The organism is Metapseudomonas otitidis (assembly GCF_900111835.1).
GTDB lineage: Bacteria > Pseudomonadota > Gammaproteobacteria > Pseudomonadales > Pseudomonadaceae > Metapseudomonas > Metapseudomonas otitidis.
The window spans coordinates 352,352-369,288 of record NZ_FOJP01000002.1 but is presented as its reverse complement, the minus strand read 5'-3'; the positions used below and the strand labels follow the sequence as shown (position 1 = coordinate 369,288).

Below are 16,937 nucleotides of genomic sequence, written 5' to 3'. Positions count from 1 at the left end.
TTCTGGCTCATGACTTCCAGCTGCTGCTCCAGCTCCTTGATGCGCTGCTCCGGCGTCAGTGGCAGGTTGGGTTCGGACATCGGCTTGCTCCTGGCGGATCGAATGGAGGCTCCTTGACTCCAGTCCTGCCGACCATGCTTGCGTAACCACACCAGCACCGTCGAACGGCCCTGGATGCCGTAGCGAGCCTGAGCCTCCTTGTAGCTCATTTCGCCTTTTTCGACTTGATCGACGACTGCCAGTTTAAAAGCCTGCGTGTAATCACGCTGACTGCGACGGATACCTTCTGCCATCGGGGTTCTCCTGAAATAAGGGCGAAGGTGTAAACCTTATTCAGGACGGGACAGCAGAAACGAAAAAGCCCGGCAATGCCGGGCTTTTCTGTCACACGCGGTTCAGGCTCAGGCCTTGACGCGGGACTTGTACTCGCCGGTGCGGGTATCGATCTCGATGGAGTCACCGATTTCGCAGAAGGCGGAAACCTGCAGCTCAGCACCGTTGTGCAGGCGGGCAGTCTTCATCACCTTGCCGGAGGTGTCGCCACGGACGGACGGCTCGGTGTAGGCGATCTGGCGAACGATGGTGGTCGGCAGTTCAACGGAGATCACGCGATCGTTGTAGAAAACGGCTTCGCAAACGTCGGTCATGCCGTCTTCGATGAAGGTCATGACGCCTTCCAGGTCGGCTTTCTCGATCTCGTACTGGTTGAACTCGGTGTCCATGAACACGTACAGCGGGTCGGCGAAGTAGGAGTAGGTCACTTCCTTGCGTTCAAGGATGATCGGCTCCAGCTTGTCGTCGGCCTTGAACACGGTCTCGGTACCGGCGCCGGTCAGCAGGTTCTTCAGCTTCATCTTGACGACGGCGCTGTTACGGCCGGACTTGTTGAATTCGGCCTTTTGGATGACCCAGGGAGCGCCATTGATGTTGGCGACTTGGCCGGCGCGGAACTCTTGAGCGGTTTTCATACGAATATCCGATTTGGATGGGTGACTAAAAACAGGCCGCGTATCATATCCAATTTGTATAAAAATGCACCATCCCTGCGGCCAGGTCCTGCCGCGATCCCTGCAGACCGCACCAGCGCTGGGCCCAGACCTGCAGCTCGGCCTCGTGGCGAACCAGCGCACGCCACGCCTCGCCCATGTCGCCTCCCCGGTTCCAGGCCAGCCAGGCACCACGCAACGCCTGCTGCGCCTCGCTCGACAACCCCTCGCCATACAGCGCCAGGAAGGCTTCCAGCTTCTCCAGGTGGGCATCCTCCGCCTGCTGGTAGATGTGCCACAGCAGCGGACGCCCCGCCCACTGCGCCCGCACGAAGGAGTCCTCGCCGCGCACGGCGTTGAAGTCGCAGCACCACAGCAGGCGGTCATAGTCGTCCTGGGGCACGAAGGGCAGCACCACCAGCGACAGGTTGCCGCGCTGCAGCCGACCCCCCGCCACCAGCCCGTCCTGCCCCGCCCAGGCCGCCAGGTCACCGAGGATGCGCCCCTCCGGCACCAGCAGGCAGGTCGGCCGGGCGTCCTCGGCCAGTGCCTGCAGCCAGCTCGCCAGCGCCGGGTTCTCGTAGGCGAACAGCGAGACCAACCGCGCACCGGCTTCGCGCACCACGCCCAGGGAAGCCAGGAAGGCGTCTTGTGCCACCCGGTCCGCCTGCCAGGCCTCGCGCCGCGCCAACAGGCCAGCCTCGCGCAGCAGACCGCCGGTGTCGGCACGGAACCCAGGGAAGAAGAAGAACTTGTTCAGCCCATTGGCTTGCAACGACGGCAGCCCGTGGCAGCCACCGACCCAGTCCTCGGCGCTCAGGTACTCCAGGTTCAACCACAGCGGCGGACGCTCACGGGCCTGCATCGCCGCCACGTAGGCCGCCGGCAGCTCGCAGGCGAAGGCCTCGATCACCCCATCGGCCGGGGCCACGTCAGGCCACTCCCGGTACCAGCGGCGCACCTCCACCCCGGCACAGACCTGCCGGTCTGCCTGGGGATCAGCCGCCGGGTGCAAACGCTGGAAGGCCGCCGGCTCATCCACCCACAGGCGCACCGCCAGCCCGTGCTCGGCCACCAGCTGGCGGGCCAGGCGCCAGGTCACGCCGATGTCGCCGTAGTTGTCCACCACGCTGCAGAAGATGTCCCAGTTCACCGCACCACCCCGGCCTTGAAGAGGCGCGCAGTTTACTCCGGGGCCCACGCAAAAAAACGCAGGGGCCGTGCCCGGGCCCGCGTAACACCGGCAACCCCACCCTGAAACGAGGTTCAGCATGCACCCGTCTCCCCGCTCCGCCCTGCTTCCCCTGCTCTGCCTGGCCGTCGTCCTGGCCGGCGGTGTCGATGCCGGCGAGCGCCAGCGCGCCGGCGGTTTCAGCACCGGCCGAGGCCACAGCGGCACCTGGCAGACCCAGCGCAGCGGCACCCTGGCCGACGGCCTGACCCGCCAGCGCAGCGTCACCGGCGAGAACGGCCGCACCGCCAGCACCAGCAGCACCACCCGCTACGACGCCACCAGCGGCCAGCTCAGCCGCACCACCACGGGGGCCGACGGGCGTTCGCGCAGCATCGAGGCCACCCGGCAGGACGGCCAGACCAGCGGGACCTGGAGCAACGCCGCCGGCAACAGCGGCACCTTCACCCAGCAGACCAGCCGCGCCGACGACGGCAGCCTCAGCCACCAGGTGCAGGTCACCGGTGCCAACGGCGAGACGGCAGAGCGCTCCACCCGCTACAGTCTCGACCGCGACAGCGGCACCCTGAGCCGCAGCGTCACCGGCCCGCAGGGCAACACCCGCACCGGCAGCGTCACCCTCACCCCCAACCCCTGAAAGGTGCCCGGCATGTCCCCGCATTTCCGCTCCACGCGGGCCGAAGCGCCCGGCAGCCCCTGTTCCTGAGGCCAGGCGAACGCAACGGATGCCACTCGACGACGAACAGCTCATGGCCCAGGTGGCCGAGGGGGACGAGCGGGCCTTCTCGACGCTGGTGCAGCGGCACCTGCCGCGCGCCTATGCCATTGCCCGGCGCGTACTGCCGGAACAGGCCGACGCCGAGGACGCCGCCCAGGAAGCCTTCACCCGCGTGTGGACCCACGCCTGCGATTGGCAACCCGGACGGGCGCGCTTCACCACCTGGTTCCACAGCATCCTGGTGCACCAGTGCCTGGACCAGCTGCGGCGACGCAAGCGCCGTCCGGAGACCGACATCGACACCCTGCTGGATGAACTGCTCGACCCCGACACCCCGGCCGACCAGCAGCTGCAACAGGCCCGCGAGGCCGCCGAACTGCACCGGGTGGTGCAGCGCCTGCCGGACCGGCAACGCATGGCCGTGGTGCTCTGCTACTTCGAGGCGCACAGCAACCCCCAGGCGGCGGCCGCCATGGGCCTGCATGTGAAAGCGCTGGAGGGCCTGCTCGGCCGTGCCCGCGCCCAGCTCCGGCGCTGGCTGCCCAGCCGCCGCAACGAGGAGGAATCCCCATGAACCAAGACCCGGACCTGCGCCACCTGGCCGACCAGCCCGCGCCCCGCCCGGCGCCCGATCTGGCCGCGCGCATCGTCGCCCACGCCACCGCCCAGCCCCAGCGGCTGCCCTGGCACCTGCGCCTGCGTCGCGCCCTGGCGCACTGGCAACCCGGCTGGCAGGCGAGCCTCGCCAGCCTCGTGCTGTGCGGCCTGCTGGGCCTGCTCGGCGGCCACCTGGCCAGCCCACCGGCCGACGATGACCTGGCCCTCGCGGCCCAGGCCGTGGACCAACTGCTGTGGACGGACGAACCATGAAACGAACCGGACTCCTTGCCACTGCCCTGCTGCTTTCCCTGGCGGCCAACGCCTTCCTGGTCGGCTGGCTGATCGCCCGCCCGGCCACGCCGGCCCTCGCCTTCGGCCTGCAGAGCCAGCCCATGCGCCAGCTCATGGCCCGCGTGGAGGCCCTGCCCGACGCCCAGCGCAGCGAAGTCAGCGCCATCATCAGCACCCATGCGCCGGAGCTGCGCCGACTGGCCAGCACCAACCGCGACAACCGCCGGCAGCTGCTGAAGCAACTGGCCGCCGATCCCCTGGACCGCAGCGCCATCGAAAACGGCTTCGCCCGCCAGCGCCAGGCCACGGGCGAACTGCAGGCCGCCGCCCAGGCCATGCTGCTGGAGATCGCCGAACGGCTGCCTGCCGAGCAGCGCCACCAGTTGCTGGAGCGCCCGCTGCTGGCCCGCTAGGCCGGCTGGCAGACCCGTACGGCCTGTGCTTGGCTGAACGAGCGCCCGCCCGGGGCGTATCCAGCCGAGGAAGCTTCGATGCGCCGTTCGCGGGTCCTGCTGTCCCTCTTCTGCGCCCTGCTGGCCGGCCCTGTACAGGCTGACGGCCAGATCCGCATCGCCATCGGCGAATGGCCACCCCTGATCAGCGCCGGCCAGCCCGGCTACGGGGTGATCCCCACCCTCATCAGCGAGGCCTTCGCCACCCAGGGCATCCGCGTCGACTATGGGTTCTTCCCCTGGAAGCGCGCCTTCGAGGAGGTCCGCCGGGGCCACTGGCAGGCCTCCGCCGTATGGGGGCACAGCCCCGAGCGCGACGCCTGCTGCAGCTACTCGCAACGGGTCTACAGCGATGAAGTGGTGCTGTTCTACAACCAGGCCCACCCGGTGGCCTGGAACGGCACCGCCGAGCAGATCGAGCGCCTGCGCGGCCTCACCATTGGCCTGCCGCTCGGCTCGGCGAAGACGCCGGTGCTGGAAACCGCCGAGCGCCGTGGCCTGCTGCGCTACGAGGTGAGCGGGGACGAGTTGCAGAACCTGCGCAAGCTCGCCGCCGGACGTATCGATGCCGTGGACATGGTCAAGGGCACCGGCCGCTGGCTCATCAGCACCCGCCTGACGCCCGAGGAAGGCGCACGGCTGGCCACCACGCCGGTCCTGCAACGCTGGGACTACTTCCTCCTGTTCGGTCCGGCACCGGGCGCCACCGAACTGAGGGCCGCGTTCGACCGGGGCCTGGCGCAACTGCGCGAAAACGGCCGCGAGGCCGCCCTGTGGCGGCAATTCGACGCCCGATCCCGTCCGCTTCCCTGAGCCGCCTCGGACCCGGCGCCGCTGCGTTCCGCTAAGCTGTGCCGCGCACTCTCCCCACAAGGAACCCGCATGAACCTGTCGCTTCTCAGCCGCTATGCGTTCTTCGCCTTCTGCGTGCTCTTCACCCTGGTCACCCTGCCCTTCATCCACCACGAGTGGCTCTGGCCGCTGACCCTGCTCACCGGCCTGCTCAGCCTGCTGGGCATCGTCGACCTGCTGCAGGACCGCCACGCCGTACGGCGCAACTACCCGATCCTGGGCAACATCCGCTACCTGGTGGAGGGCATCCGCCCGGAAATCCGCCAGTACCTGCTGGAGGGCGATGGCGAACAGCTGCCCTTCTCCCGCGCCCAGCGCTCGCTGGTCTATGCCCGCGCCAAGAACGAGGGCGCCGACAAGCCCTTCGGCACGCTGATCGACGTGTACCAGCCCGGCTTCGAGTTCATCGGCCACTCCATGCGCCCGGCGCCGCTGAGCGACCCGTCCAGCTTCCGCGTGGTGATCGGCGGCCCGCAGTGCAAGCACCCCTACTCCGCCTCGGTGTTCAACATCTCCGCCATGAGCTTCGGCTCCCTCAGTGCCAACGCCATCCGCGCGCTGAACCAGGGTGCCCGGCGCGGCAACTTCTACCACGACACCGGCGAGGGCAGCATCAGCCCCTACCACCGCGAACACGGCGGCGACCTGGTGTGGGAACTGGGCAGCGGCTACTTCGGCTGCCGCACCGCCACCGGCCAGTTCGACCCGGAGCGCTTCGCCGCCCAGGCCGCCAGCCCGCAGGTGCGGATGATCGAGATCAAGCTCAGCCAGGGCGCCAAGCCCGGCCACGGCGGCATCCTGCCCAAGCACAAGGTCACCGAGGAAATCGCCCTCACCCGCGGCGTGCCCATGGGCGAGGACTGCATCTCCCCGTCCCGCCACAGCGCCTTCTCCACTCCCATCGAGATGCTGCAGTTCATCGAGCGCCTGCGTGAGCTTTCCGGCGGCAAGCCGGTGGGCTTCAAGCTGTGCATCGGCCACCCCTGGGAGTTCATGGGCATCGCCAAGGCCATGCTGGAGACCGGCATCCTGCCGGACTTCATCGTCGTCGACGGCACCGAAGGCGGCACCGGCGCGGCGCCCCTGGAATTCACCGACCACATCGGCGTGCCGCTGCGCGAAGGGCTGCTGTTCGTGCACAACGTGCTGGTGGGGCTGAACCTGCGGGACAAGATCCGCCTGGGCGCCAGCGGCAAGATCGTCAGCGCCTTCGACATCGCCAGCGTGCTGGCCATCGGCGCCGACTGGGCCAACTCCGCACGGGGCTTCATGTTCGCCATCGGCTGCATCCAGAGCCAGAGCTGCCACACCAACAAATGCCCCACCGGCGTGGCCACCCAGGACCCGCTGCGCCAGCGCGCCCTGGTGGTGCCCGACAAGGCCGAGCGGGTGTTCAACTTCCACCGCAACACCCTCAAGGCCCTGGCCGAGATGCTCGCCGCCGCCGGCCTGGAGCACCCCTCCCAGCTCGAACCGCGCCACCTGGTGCGGCGCGTGTCCGACCGGGAGATCCGCCTGTTCTCCCAGCTCCACGTCTTCCTCAAGCCGGGCGACCTGCTGCGGGACGACCTCGAAGCCGACTTCTACGCCCGCATGTGGGCCATGGCCCGCGCCGACAGCTTCGAGGCGGCCTGCGGCTGGTGAGCCCGGCCTAGGTCGGGCGCACCGAACACAGCCTGACCGAATCGGCCAGCACATCGATGGCGCGCGGGCGAGAAAAGCTCGCGCGCCAGGCGATGGCCACCTGGCGGAACGGCGCCGGCGGGGCGAAGGGGCGGATCGCCAGGTTGCCCGTGGCATGGCCATCCAGCGCCGAGTGCGGCAACACCGAAACCCCCAGTCCGGACGCCACCATGTGGCGGATGGTCTCCAGGGAGCTGGCTTCCAGGTGCGTAGTGCGTCCACCCGCCTCGCGCTGGGCCGGGGGGCAGGTCTCCAGCACCCGGTCGCGGAAGCAGTGCCCTTCCCCCAGCAGCAACAGCGGCTCGTCGCGCAGGTGGCGGGCGTCCACCCTGGGCGTGTCGGCCAGCGGGTGGTCGGCCGGCATCGCCACGTACAGGGCTTCGTCGTAGAGCACCTTGGTCAGCACGTCCGGCTCGCTGAAGGGCATGGCGACGATCAGCGCATCCAGCTCGCCTGCACGCAGGCGGTCACGCAGCACGTGGGTGAAATTCTCCTCGATGTACAACGGCATCTGCGGCGCCACGGTGTGCAGCTGGGGCACCAGGTGCGGGAACAGGTACGGGCCGATGGTGTAGATGGCGCCGATACGCAGCGGCGACCCCAACTGGTTGCGGCCGACATGGGCCAGCTCCAGCACGCCGTTGGCTTCCACCAGCACGCGTTGGGCACGCTCGACGATGCTGTGGCCGATGGGGGTGAGCTGCACCGCGCCCCGGGCGCGTTCGAACAGGGCGACCCCCAGGTCGTCCTCCAGCCGCTTGATGCCCACCGAGAGGGTGGACTGGCTGACGTGGCAGCGCTCGGCGGCGCGGCCGAAGTGTTGCGTATCGGCCAAGGCCACGGCGTAACGCAGTTCGGTCAAGGTCATAGGCTTCCCGGCTCGACAATGCCCCAGGGCATCGCGGTATGGCTCCAGTCAGTGAAGGCCGGGGTACTGTAGCGAGCGCGCGCGGGCTTCCCCGTTCATATTTCTTAATCGGGCGACTGCCCAAAATTCATTATTAACAGCGCCCTGATGTTCCTAAGGTCTGCCCGGCAGTAACCCGAACCAGAGACATCAGGAGACGAAAATGTCCATTCATAGCCGCAACGGCCTGGCCCTCGGTCTGGCATCGGCCTTCATGCTCAACCTCTCCACCGCGATGGCCGCCCCGCTGACCCGCGACAACGGCGCCCCCGTGGGTGACAACCAGAACTCGCAAACGGCCGGCCCCAACGGCTCCGTGCTGCTGCAGGACGTGCAACTGATCCAGAAGCTGCAGCGCTTCGACCGCGAGCGCATCCCCGAGCGCGTGGTGCATGCCCGGGGCACCGGCGCCCACGGTGAGTTCACCGCCACGGCGGACCTCGCCGACCTGACCATCGCCAAGCTGTTCCGCAACGGCGAGCGCACCCCCGTGTTCGTGCGTTTCTCCTCGGTGGTGCATGGCAACCACTCGCCGGAAACCCTGCGTGACCCGCGCGGCTTCGCCACCAAGTTCTACACCGCCGACGGCAACTGGGACCTGGTGGGCAACAACTTCCCCACCTTCTTCATCCGCGACGCCATCAAGTTCCCGGACATGGTCCACGCCTTCAAGCCGGACCCGCGCACCAACCTGGACGATGACTCGCGCCGCTTCGACTTCTTCTCCCACCACCCCGAGGCCATCCGCACCCTGACCCTGCTCTACTCCAACGAGGGCACCCCGGCCGGCTACCGCTTCATGGACGGCAACGGCGTGCACGCCTACAAGCTGGTCAACGCCAAGGGCGAGGTCAGCTACGTGAAGTTCCATTGGAAGAGCCTGCAGGGCATCCGCAACCTCGACCCGAAGGAAGTGGAGGCCGTCCAGGGCAAGGACTACAGCCACATGACCAACGACCTGGTGAACGCCATCGCCAAGGGCGACTACCCGAAGTGGGACCTCTACGTGCAGGTGCTCAAGCCCGAGGACCTGGCGCGCTTCGAGTTCGACCCGCTGGACGCCACCAAGGTCTGGCCTGACGTGCCGGAGCGCAAGGTCGGCCAGATGGTGCTGAACCGCAACGTCGACAACTTCTTCCAGGAGACCGAGCAGGTGGCCATGGCACCGTCCAACCTGGTGCCCGGCATCGAGCCCTCCGAAGACCGCCTGCTGCAGGGCCGCGTGTTCGCCTACGCCGACACCCAGCTCTACCGCGTCGGCGCCAACGGCCTGTCGCTGCCGGTCAACCGCCCGAAGGTCCCGGTCAACAACGGCAACCAGGACGGCGCGATGAACGCCGGCCACAGCCTGAGCGGCGTGAACTACCAGCCGAGCCGCCTGGAGCCGCGTGAAGAGACGACCGCTGCCCGCTACGTGGAAACCCCGCTGCAAGGCACCACCCAGCAGCGCCGCATCCAGCGCGAGCAGAACTTCAAGCAGGCCGGTGACCTTTACCGCTCCTACAGCCGCAAGGAGAAGCAGGACCTGGTGAACAGCTTCGGCCAGTCCCTGGCCGGCACCGACAGCGAGAGCAAGCACATCATGCTGTCCTTCCTCTACAAGGCCGATGTCGACTACGGCACCCGCGTCACCCAGGTGGCCGGTGGCGACCTGGCCAAGGTGAAGGCCCTGGCCGCGAAACTCTCCGACTGACCCAACCGCCGGCCCGCTTCATGCGGGCCGGCCCCTGGAGCCCGCGATGAAAGCCCTACTCTGCACCCTGCTGCTGGCCAGCAGCCTGGCGGTCGCCGCGCAACCGGACGAGGCCGCCATCAAGGCCCAGTTGGCCGACTACTTCTTCGAGGCCGCGCGCAACGGCCGCACCGACATGCTCGCCACCTTCATCGAGGCCGGCTACGACCTCGACACCCAGGACGCCAAGGGCTACAGCGCCCTGATCCTCGCCGCCTACCACGGCCATGCCGAAGCCGTGGACGCCCTGCTGGCCGCCGGCGCCAACCCCTGCCTGCAGGACCAACGCGGCAACACCGCCCTGATGGGCGCCATCTTCAAGGCCGAACTGGGCATCGCCCGGCGCCTGATGCAGGCCGACTGCCCCACCGACCAGCGCAACGCCGCCGGGCAGACCGCCGCCATGTACGCCGCCCTGTTCCAGCGCACCGAGCTGCTTGAAGCCCTGCGCCGCAAGGGCGCGGACCTGGACCTCAAGGACGCCATGGGCAACGACGCCCACAGCCTCGCCAGCGGCGAGATCCGCACCCGCTGAAGCCCCTCCCCCTCTGCAATGCCACGCGCCCGGCCCTGTGCCGGGCGTTTGCGCAGGGCCGTAAAAGCCGCAAAAAATACTTACATGAAAGATTCATAAAATCTTTCATGTAAGGAATTGCGCAACCGCTCGGACCGGCGTAATGTTCGCTCCGTTGCACTTGAGGAGGAGCGAAATGCCTCGCAAGAAGACCACGGACACCAGCGAACGGAAGGCTACTTCGCCCAAGGGCAAGACTTCTGCCGACTATGTCCGCGATATGAGGAACCGACTTCGCGATGCGGGTTTGGTGAAGCGCGAATTCTGGATCCTTCCCGAAAACGTGAACGCCCTTAAAGGCATCGAGAGAGCGTTACGGCAGCCCTTTCTGGGCGACCGAGTCAAACTGGAGGACTACATGACCGAGAACAGCAACTGGACCCTCAGCTCGCTTCACAGCGCCCTGGCCGAACTGGAACTGGTGGCCGCAGGTGAAATCCTGCTGAGCGTCGCCGAGGGCGAGCAGGCCGGCCTGAAGCTGACCATGACCGAATACGGCGACCTGCCGATCTACCTGGCGGTGCAAGGCGACCACATCATGGTCGACGCCACCCTGGTACCGGTCAGCGACGTGAAGGATCCGCACTACTTCAACGCCCTGGTACTGCGTACCCGCGACCTGTTCCCGCTGTCCTCGGTCGGGGTCGAAGTGATCGACGGGCAGGAGGTGTACTCCATGTTTGGCGCCCTCAGCGCAGCCTCGTCGCTGACCGTCATCGTGCAGGAGGTCTTCACCCTGGCCGAGAACGTGATCCGCGCCGTCGAAGCCTTCGAAGACCACTTCAAGGCCTGACCGAATTCCCCCGTAGGAGAAGCCCCATGAGCATCTGGAAAAAAATCATCACCGCCGTACGTGGCGGTGCCTCGGAAGTCGGCGAAGCCATCGTCGACGCCAACGCCATCCGCATCCTCGAGCAGGAAATGCGTGACGCTGACAAGGCCGTGCTGCAGGCCCGCAACGGCCTGGTGGACATCAAGGCCAAGCAGAAGCTGTCCCAACAGCGCCTGGAAAGCCTGGGCAACGACATCGCCAACTGGGAAAGCAAGGCCACCGCCGCGCTGAACAAGGGCGAAGAAGGCCTGGCCCTGGAGTGCGCCAACAAGATCGCCGAACTGGAAGCCCAGCGTGACCAGGAGAAGAACCAGGCCGAGCAGTTCGGCAAGCAGGCCGACATGCTGCACGCCCAGGTCAACAAGGCCGAAGGCCAGCTGAAGAGCCTGAAGCAGCAGATCGAGATGGCCAAGGCCCGCGAAGTGGTGCAGCGCGCCCGCGTCGCCACCGCCGAAGCCACCGGTGGCGCCAACGGCAAGGTGGAGTCCGCCCTGGACAGCCTGAACCGCCTGCGCCAGCGCCAGGACGAGCAGGACGCCCGCCTGGCCGCCGCCGAGGAAATGCAGACCGCCGCCAACGGTGGCGACCTGGAGCGCCGCCTGCAGGAAGCCGGCATCGGCGCCCAGAGCGGCAGCGCCGCCGACGTGCTGGCCCGCCTGAAGGCCAAGCAGTCCTCGGACAGCGCCCAGTAACACCCCTGCGGGGCGGGCAACCGCCCGCCCCGCCCCCTTTCGCATGGAGTTCGGGACGCCACCATGGAGTCCGGCAAGCGCATCCGCGTCATCCTCGTCCTGGCGGTCCTCATGGTCGTCATCCAGATCGTCAATAGCGTCACCGGCGACAGTCTCGTACGCCATGGCATCATTCCCCGCAGCATTTACGGCCTGCAGGGTGTAATCTTCGCCCCGTTCCTGCACGGATCTTTCCGTCACCTTTTGAGTAACCTGGTTCCCTTTATCGTCCTCAGCTGGCTGGTCAGCACCGAAGGCCTGGGCCGCTACCTGCGCGTCGCGCTGCTGGTGACCCTGCTCGGCGGCGCCCTGGTGTGGGTGTTCGGGCGAACCAGCGTGCACGTCGGTGCCAGCGGGCTGATCTTCGGCCTCTGGACCTACCTGCTGGCACGGGCCTGGTTCCAGCGCAGCTTCGCCAGCCTGCTGGTGGCCCTGGCGGCCCTGGCCGGCTACAGCGGCCTGGTGTACGGGTTCATCCCGGTGCCGGGCGTGTCGGTGGAGTCCCACATCGCCGGTGCCGTCGCCGGTGTGCTGGTGGCCTGGCTGATGCACTCGAAGCGGCTGGACGTGCAAGGAAACTGAAACGGCGCGCCGGGATCATCACCCGGCCCCGAACGGACAGATTGTTGGAGTGGATGCCATGTCCTTGATGCTGCTGTTGCGTTACCACACCTCGGCCTTCTTCCAGCGCTTCGGCTGGGCCGGCATCGGCATGCTGCTGGCGGGCCACTACAGCCTGTCCTACCTGCTGTTGACCCTGGCCGGTGAAGAGCACCTGACCCAGGGCATCGACTTCACCTACTTCTACCTGACCACCGCCACCACCGTGGGCTACGGCGACCTCTCGCCGAAGACCGCGCCCGGCAAACTGGTCACCACCCTGTGGATCATGCTCGGCGGCATCGCCCTGCTCACCGCCGTGATCGGCAAGGCATCCACCTCCGTCGGCGAACTCTGGAGAAAGAACATGAAGGGACTGGGCGATTACTCGACCCTCAAGGGCCACACCGTGCTGATCGGCTGGGAAGGCGAAGCCAGCGAGCGCATCGTCGAGCTGCTCTACCAGGACGCCATCACCCGCGATGACAACCTGGTGATCTGCGACGCCCTGATCGAAGAGAACCCGCTACCCGGCCGCGCCTCCTTCGTCCGTGGCGACTCCCTCGACACCCCCTCGCTGCTGCGCCGCGCAGGGGTCGAAGGGGCCGAGCGCATCCTGGTGCACACCCGTTCCGACAGCCTGACCCTGGCCATCGTCCTCACCCTCAAGGCCATCGGCACCTCCGGCCACGTGGTCGCCCACTTCAACGACTCCGAGCGCGCCGCCCTCGCCCGCCGCTATGCGCCTGATCTGGAGTGCACCTCCAACATGGCCATCGAGATGCTGGTGCGCGCCTCCCAGGATCCGGGCTCCAGCGCCGTGGTCACCGAGCTGCTGTGTGTCGGCGAAGGCGCCACCCAGTACCGCCACGTGCTGCCAGCCAGCCTGCGCACCACCTGCGGCGAGCTGTACATCCGCCTGCGCCAGGAGCACGGCGCCACGCTGATCGGCTACCGCGCGCCGGGCGCCGCCCAGTTCGCCATCAACCCCGCCAACGAGCTGAACGTCGAAGGCGGCGAGATCTTCTACATCGCCACTGATCGCCTGCAAGGAGACGCCCTGTGAGCACCCTCAAGCGCTGGCTCGGCCTGGAGCCGCCCCTGCCCCGCAACACTGGCACCCGCCACGCCAGCGACAGCCAGCCCCTGGGCCTGGCCGCCGGCCGCATGCTGTGCCTGGACCGCTCCCTGAAGGCCCTGCTGGACGGCCAGACCGGGGTCGAGATCCCCGGCGACGAAAAGGTCTGGGCCGTCGGCACCCTGGAACTGGGCCAGTCCACCCGCATCAAGCGCTTCTACCTGGACGACGAGGACTACTTCCTCCAGGTGCTGATGAACGGCCCGGACGACAGCGACATCGAGTCCATCATTCTCTTCGGCTACCACCAGGTGACCGCCATCAACAGCCGCGACGAGCTGATGCGCCTGGCCGGCCCCAACGCCCGCATCGGCATGCCGCTGTACGAGCTGGAGGGTGAGGAATACATCCGCCAGTGGGGCAGCGAGGACGGCCAGACCGAACTGGTGCCCCTGCGCGAGTTCGTCGTCAGCCCCGAAGCCAGTTATGGCGTCGAGCACCACAGCATGCTCTACGCCCGCGAGATCGGCTTGCTCAACCGGAGGGAGTTCCTGCTCTTCTCGGTGGAGGAAGACGAAGACGGCGTCATCAGCCTCACCACCGCGGTGGGTGTGACGTTGCAAATCACCGACATCAACGTTCTCTGACCAAGGAAGACCCCACATGCTCGACGCCCTGCGCATGTCCCTCAACGCCCCGGCCGTACTCGGCTTCGCCGTGTACATCCTGGTGGCGGCCGCCCTGTTCGCGCTGTTCCAGTTCGTCTACACGCGCATCACCCCGCACAAGGAATTCGCCCTGATCCGCGAAGGCAACAGCGCCGCCGCCGTTGCCCTGGGTGGCTCCCTGGTGGGCTTCGCCCTGCCGGCCAGCAACATCATTGCCTACAGCGTCAGCGTCCTGGACTTCGTGGTCTGGGTGGTGATCGCCGCCATCGTCCAACTGCTGGCCTTCTTCGTCGCCAGCCTGGTGCTCAAGGACCTGCCGGGGCGCATCGCCCGTGGCGAGCACGCCGCTGCCATCTACTCCGCCTCGGTGGCCATCAGCATCGGCTTCCTCAACTCCGCCTGCATGACCCCCTCGACCTGAGACGGCGACGCGAGGACACCCCGATGAGAAAGCGCAACTCCGTACAGCTGGTCCTGGCTGGTGCCCTGCCGCTGGCCATCGCCGGCTGCAGCAAGCCCCAGGACACGGTCCAGGTCACCGCCACCAAGACCTTCAAGAACGTGCAGGCCTGCGTCGCCGACAAGTTCCCCGTGGACGTCTGCTCCGATGCCTACATGACCGCCATGGCCGACCACCGCGCCATCGCCCCCACCTACGACAGCAAGGACGCCTGCGACGCCGACTTCGTGCCCGGCTACTGCCAGGCCACCTCGGACGGCAAGTTCATGCCGCGCCTGGCCGGCTTCGAGCTGTCCATGACCAACCAGGTCAGCCGCGACACCTACGAGCAGGCCCAGCAGCAGGTGGTGCAGAGCACCGGCCACAGCGACAACAGCCTGCTCACCGGCCTGCTGATCGGCCACATGATGGGCAACAGCGGCAACCACTACTATTCCCAGCCGATCTACCAGTACCGCGACACCCGGGGTGGCTACTCCACCTCAACGCTGTCCCGGCAGATCGAGCAGGGCAAGACCTTCAGCCGCTCCACCCAGGCCCGCAGCAGCCCCTCCTCCACCTACACCCAGCAGACCCTGGGCAAGAGCCTGAGCAGCAAGACCGGCAGCACCAGCTCGGCGGTGGGTTCCACCATCTCCCGTGGCGGCTTCGGCAGCGAAGCCAACGCACGCGGTGGCTGGGGCGGCAAGACCGGCGGTTTCGGCTTCGGCGGCTAAGGACAGGCCATGCACAAGATCAGCATCGAAGAACGCCCCGACTGGCGTGAGCGCGTAGAGCGCGAAGGCTTCGCCTTCCACACCATCGACGGCGAGCGTTACTGGGACGAAAGCGGCTACTACCGCTTCACCCGTGAACAGGTCACCCAGGACATCGAGCAGCCCACCCGTGAGCTGCACCAGATGTGCCTGGACGTGGTCGAGCGCGTGGTGGAGAGCGAGGAGCTGCTCAGCGGCCTGGCGATTCCGCCGGCGTTCTTCGATCTGGTCCGCACCTCCTGGAAGGAAGGCCACCCGCACCTCTACGGGCGCATGGACTTCAGCTACGACGGGCGCGGCCCGGCCAAGCTGCTGGAGATCAACGCCGACACCCCCACCTCCCTGCTGGAGTGCGCCTCGGTGCAACTGCTCTGGCTGGAGGACCAGATCCGCCGCGGCGCCCTGCCCGCCGAGGCCGACCAGTTCAACACCCTGGCCGAAGACCTGATCCGCGCCTTCGACACCTTCGCCAAGGACACCCCCTTCTACTTCTCCGCCATCGCCGGCTCGGTGGAAGACCGGGGCACCACCGACTTCCTCGGGCGCATGGCCGGGCTGGCGGGCATCGACGCCCGGCACATCGACATCGAAGACATCGGCCTCACCGCCGAAGGCCGCTTCGTCGACCTGCAGGGCAACTGGATTCCCCGGCTGTTCAAGCTGCACGCCTGGGAGCACATCTTCCGCGAGCCCTTCGGCGAAGCCGTGCCGCGCTGCGACACCCAGTTCGTCGAGCCCGCGTGGAAATCCATCATCAGCAACAAGGGCATCCTCCCGCTGCTTTGGAAGTTCAACGAGGGCCACCCCAACCTGCTGCCCAGCCACCTCGACGCCGACCCGCGCGCCCCGGTGCCCAAGGGCTGGGTGCGCAAGCCGTTCTTCTCCCGCGAAGGCGCCAACATCGAGATCCGCACCGAAGGCGACGAACGCATCGCCGAAGACGGCCCCTACACCGACGCGCCCTACATCCTCCAGCAGTTCGCCCCGCTGCCTAAGTTCGGCGACAGCTACACCCTGATCGGCTCCTGGGTCATCGGCGACACCGCCTCGGGCATGGGCATCCGCGAGGACGACAGCCTGATCACCAAGGACACCAGCCGCTTCCTGCCCCACGTCGTCCTCGACTGACCCGCACCGCACCCACCGCTCCGCCCCTCTCCCCCACCCGATCCCCACCGGCTGCCCACCTCGGGCAGCCGGCTGTCCCGTGCCGCCCAAAATCCTATACAAACACTCGACAAATACAGCTTTTCTTGTACATTCACTCCATCCATGTACAACTTTTTACGGAGCCCACCATGAAATCGCGATTGGCCTTGCTCTTCTGTCTGCTGCTCAGCGCCTGCAGCCAGGTGGAAGTGGGCGACTACAAGGACGAGAACCCCACCCTGGACCTGCGCCGCTACTTCGTCGGCGGGGTGGACGCCTGGGGCATGTTCCAGGACCGCTCCGGCAAGGTGATCAAGCGTTTCCACGTCGATATCCAGGGTCGCGAAGAAGCCGGCCGGCTGATCCTCGACGAACGCTTCACCTACAGCGACGGCACCCGCCAGCAGCGGGTCTGGACCCTGCGCCCCGATGGCCCCAACCGCTGGCGCGGCACCGCCCCGGACGTGGTCGGCGTGGCCGAGGGCGAAGTCGCCGGCAACGCCTTGCGCTGGCGCTACGTGCTGGAGCTGCCGGTGGACGGCACCACCTACCACGTCAACTTCGACGACTGGATGTACCTGCTGGACGACCGCACCCTGGCCAACCGCTCCTTCATGACCAAGTTCGGCGTCGAGCTGGGCCAGGTCACCCTGTTCTTCCGCAAGCGGGACTGAACC

At 67.4% G+C, this 16,937-nt stretch carries 21 protein-coding genes; 17 read left to right on the top strand and 4 right to left on the bottom strand.

The window, feature by feature from the left end; all coding sequences use genetic code 11:
- From BM198_RS04240 to earP, 3 genes are all read right to left on the bottom strand, one after another.
- The coding region (locus BM198_RS04240) for a helix-turn-helix domain-containing protein (RefSeq protein ID WP_074968070.1) at positions 1-293 on the bottom strand (293 nt) is incomplete at its 3' end.
- 108 nt (positions 294-401) lie between these two features.
- On the bottom strand, positions 402-968 hold the full coding sequence (gene efp / locus BM198_RS04235; protein ID WP_044399835.1) for an elongation factor P: 567 nt from the start codon (positions 966-968) through the stop codon (positions 402-404).
- A 43-nt stretch (positions 969-1,011) separates the two neighbouring features.
- Positions 1,012-2,139, bottom strand: coding sequence for an elongation factor P maturation arginine rhamnosyltransferase EarP (gene earP, locus BM198_RS04230; protein ID WP_074968020.1), 1,128 nt, complete (start codon positions 2,137-2,139; stop codon positions 1,012-1,014).
- Positions 2,140-2,257: 118 nt separating this feature from the next.
- Here earP and BM198_RS04225 point away from each other — a divergent pair, with 118 nt between their 5' ends.
- The 6 genes from BM198_RS04225 (at position 2,258) to BM198_RS04200 (ending at position 6,735) form a co-directional block, all read left to right on the top strand.
- Positions 2,258-2,815: a hypothetical protein gene (locus BM198_RS04225; protein WP_044399841.1), complete on the top strand. Its 558-nt coding sequence runs from the start codon at positions 2,258-2,260 to the stop codon at positions 2,813-2,815.
- Positions 2,816-2,903: 88 nt separating this feature from the next.
- Positions 2,904-3,470, top strand: coding sequence for a sigma-70 family RNA polymerase sigma factor (locus BM198_RS04220; RefSeq protein WP_044399843.1), 567 nt, complete (start codon positions 2,904-2,906; stop codon positions 3,468-3,470).
- A complete protein-coding gene (locus tag BM198_RS04215; RefSeq protein ID WP_074968018.1) occupies positions 3,467-3,766 on the top strand; it encodes a hypothetical protein in 300 nt (99 codons plus the stop codon). Before BM198_RS04220 ends, BM198_RS04215 begins: the two co-directional genes overlap by 4 nt.
- Positions 3,763-4,200 (top strand): periplasmic heavy metal sensor, encoded by a 438-nt coding sequence (locus tag BM198_RS04210; protein ID WP_074968016.1) that lies wholly within the window; start codon positions 3,763-3,765, stop codon positions 4,198-4,200. Before BM198_RS04215 ends, BM198_RS04210 begins: the two co-directional genes overlap by 4 nt.
- A 78-nt stretch (positions 4,201-4,278) precedes the next feature.
- Positions 4,279-5,052 (top strand): substrate-binding periplasmic protein, encoded by a 774-nt coding sequence (locus tag BM198_RS04205; RefSeq protein ID WP_083422324.1) that lies wholly within the window; start codon positions 4,279-4,281, stop codon positions 5,050-5,052.
- 69 nt (positions 5,053-5,121) lie between these two features.
- Positions 5,122-6,735 carry an FMN-binding glutamate synthase family protein gene (locus tag BM198_RS04200; protein WP_074968014.1) on the top strand — a complete coding sequence of 538 codons (1,614 nt, stop codon included), beginning with the start codon at positions 5,122-5,124 and terminating at the stop codon, positions 6,733-6,735.
- A 7-nt stretch (positions 6,736-6,742) separates the two neighbouring features.
- Here the strand turns inward: BM198_RS04200 and BM198_RS04195 are convergent, their stop codons facing one another.
- Positions 6,743-7,642, bottom strand: coding sequence for a hydrogen peroxide-inducible genes activator (locus BM198_RS04195; RefSeq protein WP_074968012.1), 900 nt, complete (start codon positions 7,640-7,642; stop codon positions 6,743-6,745).
- A 253-nt stretch (positions 7,643-7,895) separates the two neighbouring features.
- Here BM198_RS04195 and katB point away from each other — a divergent pair, with 253 nt between their 5' ends.
- The 11 genes from katB to BM198_RS04140 all read left to right on the top strand — a co-directional run bounded on the left by katB (position 7,896) and on the right by BM198_RS04140 (position 16,934).
- Positions 7,896-9,374: a catalase KatB gene (gene katB, locus BM198_RS04190; RefSeq protein WP_394328326.1), complete on the top strand. Its 1,479-nt coding sequence runs from the start codon at positions 7,896-7,898 to the stop codon at positions 9,372-9,374.
- 46 nt (positions 9,375-9,420) lie between these two features.
- Positions 9,421-9,948, top strand: coding sequence for an ankyrin repeat domain-containing protein (locus tag BM198_RS04185; RefSeq protein WP_044399859.1), 528 nt, complete (start codon positions 9,421-9,423; stop codon positions 9,946-9,948).
- 175 nt (positions 9,949-10,123) lie between these two features.
- Entirely contained in the window at positions 10,124-10,780 is a 657-nt protein-coding gene (locus BM198_RS04180) for a YjfI family protein (RefSeq protein ID WP_074968008.1), read from the top strand.
- Positions 10,781-10,806: 26 nt separating this feature from the next.
- The gene (locus BM198_RS04175) at positions 10,807-11,511 is read left to right on the top strand and encodes a PspA/IM30 family protein (RefSeq protein ID WP_044399865.1); all 705 of its coding nucleotides are present in this window, start codon (positions 10,807-10,809) and stop codon (positions 11,509-11,511) included.
- A gap of 63 nt (positions 11,512-11,574) precedes the next feature.
- On the top strand, positions 11,575-12,132 hold the full coding sequence (locus tag BM198_RS04170) for a rhomboid family intramembrane serine protease (RefSeq protein ID WP_074968006.1): 558 nt from the start codon (positions 11,575-11,577) through the stop codon (positions 12,130-12,132).
- Between the two features lie 58 nt (positions 12,133-12,190).
- Positions 12,191-13,216 (top strand): ion channel, encoded by a 1,026-nt coding sequence (locus BM198_RS04165; protein ID WP_074968005.1) that lies wholly within the window; start codon positions 12,191-12,193, stop codon positions 13,214-13,216.
- On the top strand, positions 13,213-13,875 hold the full coding sequence (locus tag BM198_RS04160) for a DUF2491 family protein (RefSeq protein WP_074968003.1): 663 nt from the start codon (positions 13,213-13,215) through the stop codon (positions 13,873-13,875). Before BM198_RS04165 ends, BM198_RS04160 begins: the two co-directional genes overlap by 4 nt.
- Positions 13,876-13,891: 16 nt before the next feature.
- Positions 13,892-14,317, top strand: coding sequence for a DUF350 domain-containing protein (locus BM198_RS04155; RefSeq protein ID WP_044399877.1), 426 nt, complete (start codon positions 13,892-13,894; stop codon positions 14,315-14,317).
- A 23-nt stretch (positions 14,318-14,340) separates the two neighbouring features.
- Complete coding sequence (locus BM198_RS04150; protein WP_044399880.1) at positions 14,341-15,072, top strand: DUF1190 domain-containing protein; 732 nt, start codon at positions 14,341-14,343, stop codon at positions 15,070-15,072.
- Between the two features lie 9 nt (positions 15,073-15,081).
- Entirely contained in the window at positions 15,082-16,239 is a 1,158-nt protein-coding gene (locus BM198_RS04145; protein WP_044399883.1) for a glutathionylspermidine synthase family protein, read from the top strand.
- 170 nt (positions 16,240-16,409) lie between these two features.
- Positions 16,410-16,934: a DUF3833 domain-containing protein gene (locus BM198_RS04140; protein ID WP_044399887.1), complete on the top strand. Its 525-nt coding sequence runs from the start codon at positions 16,410-16,412 to the stop codon at positions 16,932-16,934.
- Positions 16,935-16,937 lie beyond the last annotated feature (3 nt).

Bases quoted from the DNA above. Each gene is read 5' to 3' on its own strand.
- efp (WP_044399835.1), bottom strand. From the start codon at position 968: ATGAAAACCGCTCAAGAGTTCCGCGCCGGCCAAGTCGCCAACATCAAT.
- BM198_RS04225 (WP_044399841.1), top strand. From the start codon at position 2,258: ATGCACCCGTCTCCCCGCTCCGCCCTGCTTCCCCTGCTCTGCCTGGCC.
- BM198_RS04220 (WP_044399843.1), top strand. From the start codon at position 2,904: ATGCCACTCGACGACGAACAGCTCATGGCCCAGGTGGCCGAGGGGGAC.
- BM198_RS04215 (WP_074968018.1), top strand. From the start codon at position 3,467: ATGAACCAAGACCCGGACCTGCGCCACCTGGCCGACCAGCCCGCGCCC.
- BM198_RS04210 (WP_074968016.1), top strand. From the start codon at position 3,763: ATGAAACGAACCGGACTCCTTGCCACTGCCCTGCTGCTTTCCCTGGCG.
- BM198_RS04205 (WP_083422324.1), top strand. From the start codon at position 4,279: ATGCGCCGTTCGCGGGTCCTGCTGTCCCTCTTCTGCGCCCTGCTGGCC.
- BM198_RS04200 (WP_074968014.1), top strand. From the start codon at position 5,122: ATGAACCTGTCGCTTCTCAGCCGCTATGCGTTCTTCGCCTTCTGCGTG.
- BM198_RS04195 (WP_074968012.1), bottom strand. From the start codon at position 7,642: ATGACCTTGACCGAACTGCGTTACGCCGTGGCCTTGGCCGATACGCAA.
- katB (WP_394328326.1), top strand. From the start codon at position 7,896: ATGCTCAACCTCTCCACCGCGATGGCCGCCCCGCTGACCCGCGACAAC.
- BM198_RS04185 (WP_044399859.1), top strand. From the start codon at position 9,421: ATGAAAGCCCTACTCTGCACCCTGCTGCTGGCCAGCAGCCTGGCGGTC.
- BM198_RS04180 (WP_074968008.1), top strand. From the start codon at position 10,124: ATGCCTCGCAAGAAGACCACGGACACCAGCGAACGGAAGGCTACTTCG.
- BM198_RS04175 (WP_044399865.1), top strand. From the start codon at position 10,807: ATGAGCATCTGGAAAAAAATCATCACCGCCGTACGTGGCGGTGCCTCG.
- BM198_RS04170 (WP_074968006.1), top strand. From the start codon at position 11,575: ATGGAGTCCGGCAAGCGCATCCGCGTCATCCTCGTCCTGGCGGTCCTC.
- BM198_RS04165 (WP_074968005.1), top strand. From the start codon at position 12,191: ATGTCCTTGATGCTGCTGTTGCGTTACCACACCTCGGCCTTCTTCCAG.
- BM198_RS04155 (WP_044399877.1), top strand. From the start codon at position 13,892: ATGCTCGACGCCCTGCGCATGTCCCTCAACGCCCCGGCCGTACTCGGC.
- BM198_RS04150 (WP_044399880.1), top strand. From the start codon at position 14,341: ATGAGAAAGCGCAACTCCGTACAGCTGGTCCTGGCTGGTGCCCTGCCG.
- BM198_RS04145 (WP_044399883.1), top strand. From the start codon at position 15,082: ATGCACAAGATCAGCATCGAAGAACGCCCCGACTGGCGTGAGCGCGTA.
- BM198_RS04140 (WP_044399887.1), top strand. From the start codon at position 16,410: ATGAAATCGCGATTGGCCTTGCTCTTCTGTCTGCTGCTCAGCGCCTGC.